At 65.0% G+C, this 14024-nt stretch carries 11 protein-coding genes; 8 read left to right on the forward strand and 3 right to left on the reverse strand.

Translation table 11 applies throughout. The features are described 5' to 3' along the window. Nucleotides 1-4: 4 nt before the first annotated feature. On the reverse strand, nt 5-2071 hold the full coding sequence (locus KRX12_RS02005; protein ID WP_218365528.1) for a M3 family metallopeptidase: 2067 nt from the start codon (nt 2069-2071) through the stop codon (nt 5-7). 118 nt (nt 2072-2189) lie between these two features. On the opposite strand from KRX12_RS02005, the gene KRX12_RS02010 reads away from it, so the two are divergent. From KRX12_RS02010 to KRX12_RS02025, 4 genes are all read left to right on the forward strand, one after another. Then, entirely contained in the window at nt 2190-3614 is a 1425-nt protein-coding gene (locus KRX12_RS02010; protein WP_218365529.1) for a carboxylesterase family protein, read from the forward strand. Nucleotides 3615-3792: 178 nt separating this feature from the next. Further along, nucleotides 3793-4518, forward strand: coding sequence for a DUF2786 domain-containing protein (locus KRX12_RS02015; protein WP_218365530.1), 726 nt, complete (start codon nt 3793-3795; stop codon nt 4516-4518). A gap of 49 nt (nt 4519-4567) precedes the next feature. Next, on the forward strand, nt 4568-6337 hold the full coding sequence (gene treS / locus KRX12_RS02020) for a maltose alpha-D-glucosyltransferase (RefSeq protein WP_151529152.1): 1770 nt from the start codon (nt 4568-4570) through the stop codon (nt 6335-6337). A gap of 9 nt (nt 6338-6346) precedes the next feature. Then, nucleotides 6347-7555 (forward strand): phosphotransferase, encoded by a 1209-nt coding sequence (locus tag KRX12_RS02025; RefSeq protein ID WP_218365531.1) that lies wholly within the window; start codon nt 6347-6349, stop codon nt 7553-7555. A 12-nt stretch (nt 7556-7567) separates the two neighbouring features. Here the strand turns inward: KRX12_RS02025 and idi are convergent, their stop codons facing one another. Further along, complete coding sequence (gene idi / locus KRX12_RS02030; protein WP_218365532.1) at nt 7568-8116, reverse strand: isopentenyl-diphosphate Delta-isomerase; 549 nt, start codon at nt 8114-8116, stop codon at nt 7568-7570. Nucleotides 8117-8172: 56 nt separating this feature from the next. On the opposite strand from idi, the gene KRX12_RS02035 reads away from it, so the two are divergent. Together KRX12_RS02035 and brnQ are read left to right on the forward strand one after the other, a co-directional pair. After that, a complete protein-coding gene (locus tag KRX12_RS02035) occupies nt 8173-9312 on the forward strand; it encodes a MalY/PatB family protein (RefSeq protein WP_218365533.1) in 1140 nt (379 codons plus the stop codon). Between the two features lie 99 nt (nt 9313-9411). Further along, the gene (brnQ, locus tag KRX12_RS02040) at nt 9412-10797 is read left to right on the forward strand and encodes a branched-chain amino acid transport system II carrier protein (protein WP_255550018.1); all 1386 of its coding nucleotides are present in this window, start codon (nt 9412-9414) and stop codon (nt 10795-10797) included. Here the strand turns inward: brnQ and KRX12_RS02045 are convergent. Next, nucleotides 10794-11384, reverse strand: coding sequence for a hypothetical protein (locus KRX12_RS02045; protein ID WP_218365534.1), 591 nt, complete (start codon nt 11382-11384; stop codon nt 10794-10796). The genes brnQ and KRX12_RS02045 overlap by 4 nt on opposite strands. Before the next feature lie 107 nt (nt 11385-11491). Between KRX12_RS02045 and KRX12_RS02050 the strand changes: the two genes are divergently transcribed. Next, nucleotides 11492-13069 carry an ABC transporter substrate-binding protein gene (locus KRX12_RS02050; protein ID WP_218365535.1) on the forward strand — a complete coding sequence of 526 codons (1578 nt, stop codon included), beginning with the start codon at nt 11492-11494 and terminating at the stop codon, nt 13067-13069. Beyond that, nucleotides 13069-14016, forward strand: a complete 948-nt coding sequence (locus tag KRX12_RS02055; RefSeq protein ID WP_218365536.1) for an ABC transporter permease — start codon at nt 13069-13071, stop codon at nt 14014-14016. Before KRX12_RS02050 ends, KRX12_RS02055 begins: the two co-directional genes overlap by 1 nt. Nucleotides 14017-14024 lie beyond the last annotated feature (8 nt).

Raw genomic sequence — 14024 nt, forward strand, 5'->3', positions numbered from 1 at the left:
TAGTTTAGCGGGTCGCTCCCGCCAGGCCGCGCCGCTGCAGGAGCGGCTGGATATCCTTCTCGCGGCCGCGCAGCGTGGTGAAGGCCTCAGTGAAATCGCGGGAGGCGCCGCGGGAGAGCACCAGCTCCCTAAAACGCTGCCCCGCCGCGCGCACCGAGGCGGCATCGACGCCGCTGGGGCCATCCTCGCTGCGCTCGGCAGCGATGGCGGCGCCCACCTCCTTGAACCATTCGAAGCCATCGGCATCGAGCGCCTCCGCCCAAAGGTAGGAGTAGTAGCCCGCCGAGTAGCCACCGGCGAAGATGTGGTTGAAATAGCGGGTCTGATAGCGCGGGGCGAGGTGCTCTACCTCTAGCCCGGCGTCGCTCAGCGCGGCGCGCTCGAACTCGGCGACGGCCTCCGGGGTGGCGGCGATCTTTTCGGCCGCGGCGGCGCTGAGGCTATGCCAGGCGTAATCGATAATCGCAGCACCCAGATATTCGCTGGTGGCGAAGCCCTGGCCGAAGGTGCGGGAGGCGTGGATCGCGGAGACGAGTTCTGCGGGAATGACCTCGCCGGTGACGTGGTGGCGGGCGTAATTGTCCAGCACCACCGGCTCCAGCGCCCAGTTCTCGTTGATCTGGGAGGGGAACTCCACATAGTCGCGGGGCACGCTCGTGCCGGAGAAGCTGGGATAGCGCACCTGAGAGAGCAGCCCGTGCAGGCCGTGGCCAAACTCGTGGAAGAGAGTGGTCACTTCATCCATGCTGAGCAGCGCCTCGGAACCATCGGCCGGCTTGGTGATGTTCAAGACGTTGATCACCACCGGCTTGGTGCCGAGCAGCTCCGATTGCTCGACGAAGCCGGACATCCACGCCCCGCCGCGCTTGGAGGGGCGGGCATAGTAGTCGGTGAGCAGCAGGCCAATGCCGGTGCCATCGCTATCGCGCACCTCCCATACCTGCACATCCTCGTGATAGCCGCGCAGGTCCTCGCGCGGGTGCACGGTGATGCCATAGAGGCGCTCGGCGGCGAAGAACACGCCCTTTTCCACCACGCTGCGCAGCGGGAAGTACTCGCGCAGCTGGGACTCGTCGAGGGCGTAGTCCTGCTCGCGCAGCTTATTTTCCCAATAGGGCCAATCGGCGGCGGTGATCTCCTCGCCGCCGGCCACATCCTGGATGCGCTTGTACTCGCCATGCGCATTAGCTGCGGCGGCCGGGGCGAGATCCCGCAGCAGGGTCCACACCGCGGCGGTATCGGGGGCGGTTTCTTCTTCCACCACCAGCTCGGCGTGGCTGCTATAGCCGAGCAGCTCGGCCTTGCGTGCCCGCAGCTGGGCCATGCGCACCGCCACGGGGGTGGTGGATTCCACGCCGCGGGCCAGCGAGGCCTCGTAGACGCGGCGGCGCGACTCCGGCCGCTCGAGCTGCGCCTGCACAGACTGCACGCTCGGCAGGTTCAGGTGCAGCACATAGCTGCCATCCTCTTCGCGTGCCGAGGCAATCGCCGAGGCCGAAAGCCCAGCGAGCTCCTCCTCGGAGTCGAAGCTGACGGCGAGCTTCTGGGTATCGCTGAGCAGCTGGGAGCCGAAACGCTCCGAGAGCGAGGACAGCTCGCGGTTGAGCTCGGCCAACTCCGCCTTCTTCTCCGCATCGAGGGTGGCGCCGGAGCGGGCAAAAAGCCGCAGATAGTACTCGTGCAGCCGGCGGGACTCCTCATCCTCCGGCACCTCGGCATCGCGCACCAGCTGGTAGAGCTCGGTGTTCTGAATGATGGCGTCGCGGTGGGCCGCCAACTCTGGGGCGAGCTCGGCGGCCAGCTCGAGCATCTCCTCCGTGGAATCGGTATTGCACAGGTTGAAAAAGACCGACTCCACGCGGGCGAGATCGCGCCCCGAGGCCTCGAGCCGCTCTACCACGTCCTCCCAGCCCTCGCTGCGGAGAATCTCGCGGATCTCCTCCTCGTGCCGGCGCATGGCCTCAGTAAACGCGGGGCGAAAGTGCTCGAAACGGATGGCGGCGAAATCGGGCAGCTGATAGTCCAGAGTGGAGGGGGACAGCAGCGGGTTGTGCTCAGTGGTAGATGTCATAGCCGCCAATAGTAACGAAGACTATCAATAAGGAGCACGCCGGCGAGGCGGCGTCGATAAGCGATCGCCAGTGCTTTTCTTGGGGAAAAGACTCGCCCCTGCGATAGCATGGACAGCCATGAGTGAGAACACGATCACCGTATCGACTCCCGCGGGATCGATCCGCGGGCGAGTCTACGAGGACGGGGTGGCCGAATTCTGCGGTATTCCCCACGTGCACTACGAGCAGCCCTTTGACTTCCCTGAGCGGGCCGACGCCGCCACTGAGGTCATCGATGCCACCACCCCACGCCAGCGCCCGGTGGGGCTGAGCGTGATCGCCCCCGTGTCCGCGGTGCCGCGCGCAGAGCATGGGGTGCCCGCCGATCTCCCGGTGATCGCCTATGTGCACGGCGGGCGCTATGAATCCGACCACTATGACGGCTCCTGGTATCGCTCCCACGCCTTCGCCCACTCCGGGGCCATCGTGGTCTCTATCGGCTATCGCATGCGGCTCGAGGGCTTCGCCCAATTCCGCGCCGATGAGAGCTTTGCCTACCGCGGGGTCAGTGATGTGCAGCTGGGGCTCGACTGGATCCAGCGCTGCATCGAATCCTTCGGGGGCGACCCCACCAATGTCACCCTGGTGGGCCAATCCGCCGGGGCCGGCATCGCGCTGTGGCTGGCCCGGCGCGACCACTACACCGGCACCTTTCGCCGGCTGGTGGCGATGTCGCCCGGTTATCCGCCGCAGGATTTCTTCGCCCGCCGCGGCTGGCTGCGCAGCGCCCTCGGCGCCCCGATCACCCAGACCTCGCTGAATAACCTGGCCGCGCGCAAGCCCGGAAAGCTGGCAAAGGGCTATGCCTCGCTGCGGCGGCGCTATTTTTATGGCCCCGCGGTGGGCCCCTATCCCTTCATCCCCGGTGAGCTGGCGGATGTGGATATTCTGCTCACCTACACCGAGCACGAGATGTATCTCGAACCCAGCGCCGCGTGGATGGATGAGCACGCGCCGTGGCTGGCGAAGCTCGGGATACGGCTGCTGGCCGGGCAATTCCTGTTGCATAGCGCCCGCAGCTATCTGCACTGGGCGGACACACACTACCCGAAGCAGGTGGCGCGCCGCTTCGCCTCCGATTCCTCTATTACCCGCTGGGTGCAGGCCGCGACAGAGCGCACATCCGGCTCCACGTGGCTAGTGCAGTTTGCCGGCGATGCCGAGAACGGGACACCGGCGCTGCACTGTGTGGATCTGCTTCTCGCCTTCGACATGCTGGAGCATTCCTCCCCCATGGTCGCCACCTTCGCCGCGGGCGATCCGCAGCGGCTGGCCCCGCGGGCCGGCCAAGTGCACCAGCTGCTGGTGGACTTCGCCCACGGCCAGCGCCCCTCCTGGCCCTGCCATGAGCCCGGCCGCGGCAACCGGGCGGCTCTGTCGCTGTCTTTAAGCGATCCCGCCGCGCCGCCGCAGGTGGTCAGCGATCCGCTCTACGGGGTGCGCGTGCACTTCCGGCTGCCGGTGCAGCAGCGCAGAGCGGCCCGGCGCGAGGCCTGGGAATAACCACGGTGGCCTGCGGATACTAGCCCATAGACGGCGGCAGGCTGTGGATAGGAAAACCCCTTATGCACAGCCTTGCCCGCATTCTGGCCAACGGGCACCCACGGCGGGGCTCGGGCATTTAGTCTGCGGATACATCACTCATCCGCTTTCTAGCTACACCCACTTCAGGAGATTTCCCATGGCCAGCTCACTCGACACCATCAAAGACAAAATCCAGAAAATCCTCAGCCAGGCCCGCGATCGCGCCGGCACCGAGGAAGGCGATACCTACTTCGCCAAAGCCTTCGAGCTCATGGCGCGCTACGAGCTCGACGAACGCGACCTCGACACCGAGGATCCCAGCGATACCGTCAGCCATATGCATATCGAGTTCGGCGGCTCCTATACAGATATGCAAAGCACACTCCTCATGGCGATCGCCCGCTCCCTGCATTGCGAGGGTTTTGTCTACTCCACCTACCGCTCGGTAAAAGTCGGCGAGGCTGTTGTCTTTGGCCGCCTCCGGCACCTTGAACGGGTCTCTACCCTCTACACCCTCATCAACCCGATCATGCTGGTGCGGGCCAGCACTCTCCGCCACGATGCCCACAGCGGCGGCTATTCCTCCACGGTGACGCTGCGCCGCAGTTTCATGCGCGGCTTCATCACCATGATCTCCAGCCGGCTTGCCGAGGCCGAGGAGCAGGCCGCCGAGTCCTCCAGCAGCTATGAGCTGGCGCTTATCGACGACGCCTCCCTGGCACGCGCCGCCCGTGCCGAATTTATCGGCGATGCCTCCTTAAGCACCCGCAGCGCCGAGGGCCGGACCTTCGATCCGCACGCCTACTCCCGCGGCATGGACGAAGCGACGGCCACCGATATCGGCCAGCACCGCATTCGCCGGCGCGCCGCCCTCGAAGCCTAAAGGGGATCCGCTGCCGCGCGCGCCGGGAGTTTTCTCTAATCTGGTCTGTATGGCTGAAGACCCTTTGAAACTCGCACACCAGGAGCCCGCCGCTGAAACGGAAGTGGATGCGGAAGGCTATGTCGTAGAACCCTCCTCCGAGGACTATGCCACCCCGAAAATGGCCGAGAATAGCCTCGAGCCGGGATGGTACAAGGAGGCCGTCTTCTACGAGGTGCTCGTCCGCGCCTTCCATGACTCCACAAATTCCGGCTCCGGTGACCTCCAGGGTCTGATCTCCAAGCTGGATTATTTGGAGTGGCTGGGCGTGGACTGCCTCTGGCTTCCGCCCTTCTATGACTCCCCGCTGCGCGATGGCGGCTACGATATCCGCAACTTCCGCGAGGTGCTGCCCGAGTTCGGCACGGTGGATGATTTCGTGGAGCTGGTGGACAAGGCCCACAAGCGCGGCATCCGCATCATTACTGATTTGGTGATGAACCACACCTCCGACCAGCACCCGTGGTTTGTGGAGTCCCGCAAGGACCCCGAGGGGCCCTATGGGGATTTCTATGTGTGGAGCGATTCCGACAAGAAATACGCCGATGCCCGCATCATCTTCGTCGATACCGAGACCTCCAACTGGAGCTGGGATCCGGAGCGCGAGCAGTATTATTGGCACCGCTTCTTCTCCCACCAGCCGGATCTCAACTACGAAAACCCCGAGGTGCAGGAGGCCATGCTGGATGTGCTGCGCTTCTGGCTCGACCTCGGCTTGGACGGATTCCGCCTCGATGCGGTGCCCTATCTCTTCGAGGAAGAGGGCACCAATTGCGAGAACCTGCCCAAAACCCACGACTTCCTCAAGCGCTGCCGCGAGGTCATCGACGAGGAGTACCCGGGCCGGGTGCTGCTCGCGGAGGCCAATCAGTGGCCGGCCGATGTGGTGGAATACTTCGGCGAGCCCGTCGAGGGCGATGAGTGCCATATGGCCTTCCACTTCCCCCTCATGCCGCGCATCTTCATGGCGGTGCGACGCGAGTCTCGTCGCCCCATTTCCGAGATCCTCCAGGACACCCCCTCCATTCCGTCCTCGGCGCAGTGGGGTATCTTCCTGCGCAACCACGATGAGCTGACGCTCGAGATGGTGACGGACGAGGAGCGCGCCTTCATGTACGAGCAATTCGCCAAGGAGCCGCGCATGAAGGCGAATGTGGGTATTCGCCGCCGCCTCGCCCCGCTGCTCGAGGGCGATCGCAACCAGCTGGAGCTCTTCACCGGCCTGCTGCTCTCCCTGCCCGGATCCCCGGTGCTCTACTACGGCGATGAGATCGGCATGGGCGATAACATCTGGCTCGGAGACCGCGACGGCGTGCGCACCCCCATGCAGTGGAGCAGCGACCGCAATGGTGGTTTCTCCAAGGCCGATCCGGAGCGGCTCTACCTGCCGGTCATCCAGAACTCCCAATACGGCTACGATGCCCTCAACGTGGAGGCCCAGATGGCCGGGGAGAACTCGCTGCTGCACTGGACCCGCAATCTGATTCAGACCCGCAAGCAGCACTCCGCCTTCGGCTTCGGCGAGTTCACCGAGGTGCCCGCCAAGAACTTCGCCATCCTCAGCTATCTGCTGCGCGATGAGAAGGAAACCCTGCTCTGCGTGAACAATATGTCGCGCCGCCCGCAGGCCGTCTCCCTCGACCTCTCTGAGTTCGCCGGCCGCGTGCCGGTGGAGCTCAGCGGCGGCGAGCACTTCCCCGAGATCACCGAGCAGCCCTGGGTGGTCACCCTGGCCCCGCACGGATTCTTCTGGTTCGAACTCACCGATCCCGACGCTTAGGAGCTGATCATGGATTCCGCACTCGCAACCATGCTGGCCGCCCAGCGCTTCTATGGCGCAAAATCTGAGGCCATCACCGATATTGAGGTGGTGCAGACCGCCCCGCTCACCGGCAGCGACGCCATCAGATGGGTGGTGGCACGGGTGCACCGAGCGAGCGGCTCCGATCTATATCAGTTGCTTCTCGACGAGAACAACGCCGATGTGCTCTCCCAGCCGGCCTATGCGGCCCGCATGGGTGAGCTCATCACCAGCGACTCCCTGCCCGGCGGCGGCGCGGTTCATGCCGTGCCCGGCGCCACTCAGCCGCTCCTGCCAGCGGGGGCACTCGGCCGCGTGATCGAGGGCGAGCAGTCCAATACCTCCATCATCTTCGGCGAGACGGTGATCGTGAAGTTCTTCCGCAAGCTCGCCGGCGGCATCAACCCCGATGTGGAGCTTTTGGCTGGGCTCTCGGAGCATCACTGCAGCCATATCGCCCCGCTGCGGGGATATCTCACCCACGAGATCGAGGGCGAGACAATGATTACCGGCATGGTGCAGGACTTTGTGCACCACGCCACCGATGGCTGGGTCGATGCCCTCGCCGCGGTCCGCGCGGGCGCGGACTTCTCTGACTCCGCCCGCAACCTCGGTGTGGCCACCGCCGAGGTGCACCAGCTGCTGGCCCGTCATTTCGGCACGGAGACCGTGCCCGGCTCCCAAGTGGCGCAGGCCCTCAGTAACCGTTTGGAGGATGTGCTGGCCCAGGTGCCCGATCTGGCTCCCTTCGCCGAGCAGGCGCGGGCCGTGTATCAGCGCCTGCAGGATCTCGAGGTACCGGTGCAGCGGGTCCACGGCGATCTCCACCTAGGACAAACCCTGAAACAGGGCGAGAAATATATTCTCATCGACTTTGAGGGCGAGCCCGCCCGGCCGCTGGCGGAACGCCGGCGCATGGACAGCCCACTGCGGGACCTCGCGGGGCTGATCCGCTCTCTCGACTACGCCGCCAATTTCGAGCACACCGGCACCGCAGAGAGCCGGCAGCTGTGGTCTGATACCGCCACCGCCTCCCTGCTGGATGGCTATCACTTCGATCCGAGCAACCAAGATAACTTCGATATCCTGGATGCTTTCGTGCTCGATAAGGCGCTCTACGAGGTGGCCTATGAGGCCAATAACCGCCCCGACTGGATGTGGCTGCCGCTGGGTGCGGTCCGTTCTATCGCCGGCTAACTCCGGCCCCTATCAGGGACAGCCCAGTGCATCGCGGAGCGCGCGGTGGCTGAGCTGGTCCACCATCCAGGGGCTGAAGGCAAAGCCAGTGGCATCCACCGCGGCCGCCAGCTCGGCCGGGGTGGCCCAGCCATAGGAATCGACCTCGGAAGGGGCGGGCTGCAGCTGGGAGGTGGCGTCGATACGCGCAATGTAGACGGGGCAGAACTCGTGCTCCACGATGCCGCTGGAATCCACCGCGCGATAAGAATAGGTGGGTAGTACCTGCTCGATCCCGTGCAGCCCCTCAATCCCGAGCTCATAGCGGGCGCGGCGCGCGATCGCCTCCACAGCCTCCTCACCAGGGGCGGGATGCCCACAAAAACTATTGGTCCACACCCCCGGCCACGTGGCCTTGCTCAGCGCCCGGCGAGTGAGCAACACCCTGCCCTGCGTATCCTGGACATAGCAGGAAAAGGCCAGATGATAGGGGGTGTCCGTGCTGTGCACCTCGGACTTCAGTGCGGTGCCGATGGGCTGATTGTGGCTATCAAGCACAACCACGAGTTCGGGGGCGTTCATACTCACCCACCATAGCGGCTAGGCATAGGCGGTCGGGCACATGCACAATAGAGGCCATGGTTTGTCACTTCCTCGATAACGACACGCTGCGCCGGCGAGGCACCCGCAAGTGGAATACCTATGACCCGGCGCTGCTGCCGCTGTGGATCGCCGAATCTGACTTCTCCACCCACCCCGATGTGATCACTGCGCTGCGGCAGGCGGTGGAGCGCGAAGCCTTCGGCTACCCCGTGCAGGTTGAGGGCGTGAAAGAAGGGATGAGCGCCTTCTATCGCCAGCGCTATGGCTGGGCGCCCGAGCCCGACCAGGTAGAGGTCACCGCCGACGTGGTCCGCTCGGTGCAGCTGGCCATTGAGCTGCTCAGCTCACCCGAGGACGCCATCATCGTGCCCGTGCCGGCCTATATGCCCTTCCTTGAGCTGCCGCGGATCACCGGCCGCGAGATGCTGTGTATCGACGCAGACCCCCAGCCCAGTCTGGAGCAGATCCGGCAGGCTCACGCCCGCGGTGGCCGGGTGCTCATTCTCTGCTCCCCGCACAATCCCCTGGGCGTGATCTATGAGCGCGAATATCTGGTGCAGCTCACCGATCTCGCCGCCGAGCTGGGCATGCTCGTGATCGTGGACGAAATCCACGCCCCCATCTGCTATGAGCGCCCCTATGTGCCGGTGGCCTCGGTGAGCGAGAACGCCCGCCGGGTGTGCGTGACCGCCACCGCCACCTCGAAGGCATGGAATATCGCTGGGCTGAAATGCGCCCAAATGTATTTCACCAACCCGGACCACCAGGCAGCGTTTCAGGCGGCGGGGCCGCTGGTCACCGACGGCTATTCCACGCTTGGCCTCGTCGGCGCTGCGGCCGCCTATACCGCCTCCACCGATTATCTCGATGAGCAGCTAGAACTGCTGCGCCGCAATCGCGATTACCTGCTCCACGCCCTACCCGAGGCCCTCCCTGGAATTAAGGCCAGCGCCCCCGAGGCCACCTACCTGATGTGGCTCGACTTCGGTGATACCGCCCTCGCCGCGGGCGAGGAGACGGCCGCGGAATATCTCGAGCACCACTGCCGCGTGGTGCTCAACGATGGCGCCACCTTCGCCCCCGCGGAGCGCTATGCGCACTGCGCCCGGTTGAACTTCGCGACCCCGCCGGAGAACCTCGAGACCTTCGTGGAACTGCTGCGTCGGGCACAGTGACGTTGAGCACGCAGCGCATACCGAAGAACGAGTGGTAGGACCAGTACTGCTAGGCTGCTGAGTCGATAGCTCACATTCTGTCTAGAAAGCTCTCTTCCGATGTCTGACTCCGCTCGCTCGGCTGTGCAATCCACGGCAGTGTTCGCCACCCTCACCACGGCGACACTCATGCTGTTCTCGATGTTCTTTGGTGCCGGCAACCTCATTTTCCCGCCCATTCTCGGCGCCCAAGCCGGCACCCACTTCGCCCCCGCCATTCTTGGCTTCCTCGCCGCCGGGGTGGCCCTGCCCGTGGTGTCGATGATCGCGGTGGTGATCTCCGGCGAGGACGTGCTGGACTTATCGCGCCAGGCGGGTCGATTCTTCGGCGTGGTCTTCCCCGTGCTCATCTATCTCTCCATCGGCGCGTTCTACGCCGTGCCGCGCACCGCGGTGGTGAGCTACTCCACCGCCTTCTCCCCCGTATTCGGCGTGGACTCCCGCGCCGCCACCGTGGCCTTCTCCGCGGTGTACTTCGTGGTGGTCTGGCTCATGTGCTACCGCGAGACCGGCCTGATTGATCGCATCGGCAAGTGGCTCACCCCCGTGCTCCTCATCCTGCTGGTGCTCATGGTGGTCATGGCGCTGCGCCAGCTCGATCCCACTGGAGTGCCTGCCGCCGAGAAGTTCGCCGAGCACCCCGGCCCCACCGGACTGATCGAGGGCTATCTGACCATGGACTCGGTGGCCGCCCTCGCCTTCGGCATCGTGGTGATCTCCGCGCTGCGCGAAAAGGGCCTGGGCTCCCCCGATGGCATGGGCCTGAAGCGGGGCGCCATCATCGCCGCCGTCGGCGCCGGGGTGCTGCTCGGCGCGGTCTATATCGCCCTCGGCATGGTGGGCCGCGTGGTGCCCAACCCCGAGCAGTACGAGGACGGTGCCGCGATCCTCACCGATATCGCCTATGTGACCATGGGCCAGCCCGGGCGTGTGCTCTTCGGCATGGTGGTGCTGCTGGCGTGCATCGGTACCGCCGCCGGACTTATCGGTTCCACCTCTGGGTTCTTCCACCGCCTGCTGCCAGCCGTGAGCTATCAGCAGTGGGTGCTGGTCTTCACCCTCATCTCCTTCGCCGTGTCCACGGTGGGCCTGCAGTCCGTATTGGCGATCGCCGGCCCCATCATCGGCTTCCTCTACCCGCCCGCGATCACCTTGGTGGCCATCACGTTGCTGGCGCCGCTGTGGAAGAGCCGCCGGCTGTTCTACACCTTCCGTCTGGGCGTGTGGGGCGCGGTGGTGTGGTCGCTGCTCGCTTCCCTGTCCTCGGTCGGCGTGGCCAGCGAGAGCATTGAGCGTCTCCTCGGCTGGGCGCCGATGCATGAACAACAGCTGGGATGGGTGCTGCCGGTCCTCGCCCTCATCATCGTCGGGCTCATCCTCGATAGCGCTCTCCCGCCGCGTCGCCCCCTGCCCGCTCCGGTCCGCGAGACAGTGGTGCCGGCCTAGGCGATCTTGCCGATCTTATTCACCTCGAGCTGCGGATTGTCCTCGCGGAGGCTATCCGCCAGCTCATAGGCGGTGGGCCGGCTGCCGCGGGGCAGGCGCACACAATAATCCCGCAGAATGGCGGGCACCTCATGGGCCAGCTGGTGCGCGTCCACCCGCTGCTCGATATGCGCCGGCACCAGCGTCATGTAGGTGGTGATCGCCCCGTCGCGATGCTCCGACCAGATGTCTATGCGGTGCAGCTGATCGCGGTGAAAGCTCACCCCCGAGGCGGGGATCGTGATCATGCGTCCCACGATCACTCGCCGCCGGCGGGCGTGAAAGACGAAGCGAATAAATTGCAGCAGCGTGATGACCACGCCGACGATCGGTAGGGCCGCCGCCACCCCATAGAGGGTGCGGAGAGTCTCGTGGGTTTCCGAGGCCCACGCCCCCAGCAGCGCCGCCCCGATCAGGCCGAGAACAAGCACAAACACCACGCACAGCGCGGTGGTTCTCGAGCGCAGGATCGCCCCGCCACTCATCCGCACCGCAATGATGTCTCGGTCTGTGCCGCGTCGTGCCGCTGGTTGTCCTGCCTCAGTCATGGGGCTCATTCTAGGCAGGCTTTCTCCCTTAGCCGCGCTTCAACCCGCGTCTGCACCGATCCCCCGCATTCCTGAGAACGCCACTCAGCCGACTAGCCTGTGCAAGTATGAATCTCCCCTCTCGCCGCTCGCGGCGCGACCGCACGGGCCTAAGGACCGCCGCGCTCGCCACGGCACTCGCCGTGGGAGTCAGCGGCTGCAGCGCCGGCTCCACCGCAGTACAGGTGGGCCGCGTGGCTGGGGCTAACGACATTGTGGTGGCTGCCTCGGCGTCCCCAGTCTCCCTCGACTTCACCACCAACTCCGGCGCGGCCATTCCCGGCGCGCTGATGAGCAACGTGTATGAAACCTTGGTGCGCATCGACGATGAGGGCCAGATTGTGCCCTGGCTGGCCACCTCCTGGGAGGTCTCGGAGGATGGTCGCCGCTACACCTTCACCCTGCGCGATGATGTCACCTTTTCCAATGGCGATGCCTTCACCGCCGAGACGGTGAAGTTTTCCATCGACCGTGTCCGCTCCGAGGCGTGGAGCAATGGATTGAAGAAGAAGATGGACATCGTCGAGTCCGTCGAGGTGCTCAGCCCCACCGAGGTCTCGGTGCAGCTGGCGGCGTCGTCGAATCAATGGCTGTGGGATATGGCCACCCTCGTGGGGGCGATGATGACGCCCTCGGCCATGGACACCCTCGCCAGCGCCCCCGTAGGCACGGGCCCCTATGAGGTGGAGAACTTTGCTATCGGCCACTCCATTTCTTTTCGGGCCCGGAATGACTATTGGGGCCCGGCCCCGCAGAACCAGGGCGCCGCGATCCGCTATTTCGCCGATGCAGTGGCAGCCATGAACGCGCTGCGCTCCGGAGACGTGGACGTGGTCTATTCCATGCAGTCGCCCGAGCTGCTCCACACCTTCGACCCCGCCCGCTATACGGTCGAGGTGGGTACCACCAATGGCGAGGTGCTGTTGTCGATGAACAACAACCGCGCCCCCTTTAATGATGTCCGCGTGCGCCAGGCGGTGATGTATGGCATCGACCGCCAGGCCGTGATCGACACCGCATGGGACGGGCACGGTATCGACACCGGCGGCGCCCCAGTGCCGCCCACGGATCCCTGGTATGAAGCCTCCACCCGCTATCCCTTCGACCCGGAGCGCGCGCGGCAGCTGCTCGCCGAGGCGGGCATCGATGAGAGCAATAACCACGTGGTCTTCTCCGTGCCCTCGCTGCCCTATGCGGTGGCGGCGAGTGAGATCGTGGTCTCGCAGCTGCGCGATATTGGCTTGGATGTGAGCATCCGCTCCACCGAGTTCCCGGCGGTGTGGCTGAACGAGGTGCTCAAGCAGCAGGATTATGACATGTCGCTGGTGATGCACATCGAGCCGCGCGATATTCCGCAGCTTTTTGGCAATCCCGAGTACTATTTGGGCTTTGATTCGCCCGAGGTGCGCGCCCTGCTGGAGAAGGCCGATCGCGGCACTGCCCAAGAGCAGGTGCGCTATATGAAAGAGGCGGTCGATCAGATCATGGCCGAAGCCGGCGCCGATACCCTCTTTAATTTCCCCAATATTGTGGTTACCGACCGCGCGGTCAGTGGCGTGCGCGCCGATCAGATCACCGAGGGCCTCGAGCTGGCCACGATGCACCGCGACCCCGATTATGGGAAGTCTGGGAAGGAGCGCAGCTAATGTTTCGACTGCTCCTACGCGCGGGCATGCGCTTCGTGCTCACCGCGCTTGTAGCCTCCGTGGTGATTTTCGCGCTGCTGCGACTGATCCCCGGCGATCCGGCCGCCATTGCTCTCGGCGTCAATGCCACTGATGAGCTCATCCGCCAAAAGCAGGCGGAGCTCGGCACCGATCGCCCGCTGCTGCTGCAGTATCTGACCTGGATTGGCGGGTTTTTCACCGGCCACTGGGGAGTGTCCATGCAATCGGGCGAGGACATCACCCCCATCGTGTGGGACCGGCTGCAGGTGAGCCTGATCCTCATGGGCTGCTCGATGACGCTGGCGCTCATGATCGCCGTGCCACTGGGAATGTGGGCCGCTATTCGACGCCACCGCGCGGATGGAGTGGCCATCACCGCGTTGAGTCAGGTGGGGGTGGCACTGCCGAGCTTCCTCGCCGGCATCCTCTTGGTCACGATCGTCTCCGTGCGCTGGGGGCTGCTGCCCGCTAATGGCTGGGTGCCACCCAATGCCGACCCGGCGGGGTTTATCGCCCGGCTCATCCTGCCCACTATGGCGCTGGCCAGTGTGCAGGCGGCCATCATGACCCGCTATGTGCGCTCCGCTGTGCTCGATGTGCTGCACCAGGATTTCATGCGCACCGCCCTCGCCAAGGGCATGACCGTCTGGCAGGCGATGCGCGCCCATGGGCTGCGTAATGCCGCCCTGCCGGTGGTGACGGTCACCGGGCTGCAGATGGCGGCGCTGATCGTGGGCGCGGTCGTGATTGAGCGCGTCTTCGTACTGCCCGGGGTGGGGAGCTATCTTCTCGACGCGGTCACCGGCCGTGATCTCACCGCGGTGCAATCCGTGGTGATGGTGCTCGTGCTCATCACCCTGCTCACCACCTCTATCGTCGATCTGTCCTATAGCCTTCTCGATCCGCGCATCCGCGCCGGTCGCTAACACCGGGA

This window comes from Corynebacterium sp. TAE3-ERU2 (assembly GCF_019209955.1).
In the GTDB taxonomy this organism is placed as follows: domain Bacteria; phylum Actinomycetota; class Actinomycetes; order Mycobacteriales; family Mycobacteriaceae; genus Corynebacterium; species Corynebacterium megadyptis.